Raw genomic sequence first — 1,455 nt, 5'->3', positions numbered from 1 at the left:
CCTCTCAAGGTTAGGCAAGGCGTGCCTGTTATTATCTAAAGGAAATCCAAGAGTAAAACTGCTTTCCTTTATATTATTTATACGCCCTTTAAATGTTAGCATATAACCGCCTCCTTGAGGAGTTCCATTCCCTATCTGACCAACTTCCATACTATCCCAATCAAATTGAACGCTTTCGACTTTAGGGTTTCTAGACTTTATAAAGTTCGCCATCTCCTCTTCATGCTCTTTCAAATAAGCCAACTGCTTAGCCCGTGGGCTCAGAGTTATTCCTCCAAATAGATTTGTTTTCTGCGCCATCCATGCTCCTCCTCCAACTACTACAAGGGCTAAAATTAGCCAAAGCAAGGTACGTTTTTTCATGATTATCCTCCTAATTAAGCCGACTGTACTAAATTTGCATAAAAGTTAGCAAGGATTCTTAAATTACTATTACTCATAAAGATTCCATAAATTTCCTTTCAAAATTCTTATGGGCTGCATTTCAGAAATTTTCTTAATATTGGGAATACTATTGCTATTATATTCTATAGGGAAACCAATTGTAAATTCAGTATCCTCATTGTTATTTATTTTTCCATCCAATGTTATAATATATCCCCCACCTTGAGGGGTACCATTTCCTATCTGACCAACTTCCATGCTCTCCCAATCAAATTGAACACTTTCGACTTTAGGATTTCTAGACTTTATAAAATTCGTCATCTCTTCCTCGTGCTCCTTCAGATAAGCCAACTGCTTGGCTCGTGGGCTCAGAGTTATTCCTCCAAATAGATTTGTTTCCTGTGCCATCCATGCGCCTCCTCCAAATACTACAAGAGCTAAAATTAGCCAAAGTAAGGTGCGTTTTTTCATGATTATCCTCCTAATTAAGCCGACTGTACTAAATTTGCATAGAAATTATCAAAGGTTTTTAAATTGCTATTAGTCAAAAATCCTTCCCCCCACTCGTAAATAATTGGCTAAAGCCATTGAATTAGGAATAATTTTGTCATTCTCAATATCAAAAGTAACATTCCAAGAGGAGGACTCAATGTGATTAAAACTACCATATACATTTACAATTTCTCCGCCTCCTTGAGGGGTCCCATTCCCAATTTTTTCCCACCTAGTTTCATCCCATGCAATCTGAACAGATTCAATCTTTGAATTTTTAGACTTTACAAATTTTACAATCTCCTCTTCATGTTCCTTCAAATAAGCCAACTGCTTAGCTCGTGGACTCAGAGTTATTCCACCAAATAGGTTTGTCTCTTGTGCAATCCATGCACCTCCTCCAAAAATTACAAGTGCTAAAACTAACCAAAGCAAAGTACGCTTTGTCATGACTGTCCTCCTAAATAAGCCGACTGTGCTAAATCTACATAAAAATTATCAAAATTTTTTAAGTTGCTATTACTCATATATGAACCATCCACCATCACGTAAAATTCTTATGGGTTGCATTTCAGAAAT

At 36.7% G+C, this 1,455-nt stretch carries 3 protein-coding genes; all 3 read right to left on the bottom strand.

Annotated features, from left to right (window positions below):
• On the bottom strand, nucleotides 1-363 hold a 363-nt coding region (locus HMPREF9965_RS04390), incomplete at its 3' end, for a hypothetical protein (protein WP_000747463.1).
• A gap of 69 nt (nucleotides 364-432) precedes the next feature.
• Nucleotides 433-855 (bottom strand): hypothetical protein, encoded by a 423-nt coding sequence (locus HMPREF9965_RS04385; protein WP_000747462.1) that lies wholly within the window; start codon nucleotides 853-855, stop codon nucleotides 433-435.
• Nucleotides 856-924: 69 nt separating this feature from the next.
• Nucleotides 925-1,326, bottom strand: coding sequence for a hypothetical protein (locus HMPREF9965_RS04380; RefSeq protein ID WP_000167008.1), 402 nt, complete (start codon nucleotides 1,324-1,326; stop codon nucleotides 925-927).
• Nucleotides 1,327-1,455: the final 129 nt, after the last annotated feature.

This window comes from Streptococcus mitis bv. 2 str. SK95 (genome assembly GCF_000222705.1).
GTDB classification, from domain to species: Bacteria; Bacillota; Bacilli; order Lactobacillales; family Streptococcaceae; genus Streptococcus; species Streptococcus mitis_AY.
This window is presented reverse-complemented; position numbering and strand designations above follow the sequence as displayed.

Bases quoted from the DNA above. Each gene is read 5' to 3' on its own strand.
- HMPREF9965_RS04380 (WP_000167008.1), bottom strand. From the start codon at position 1,326: ATGACAAAGCGTACTTTGCTTTGGTTAGTTTTAGCACTTGTAATTTTT.
- HMPREF9965_RS04385 (WP_000747462.1), bottom strand. From the start codon at position 855: ATGAAAAAACGCACCTTACTTTGGCTAATTTTAGCTCTTGTAGTATTT.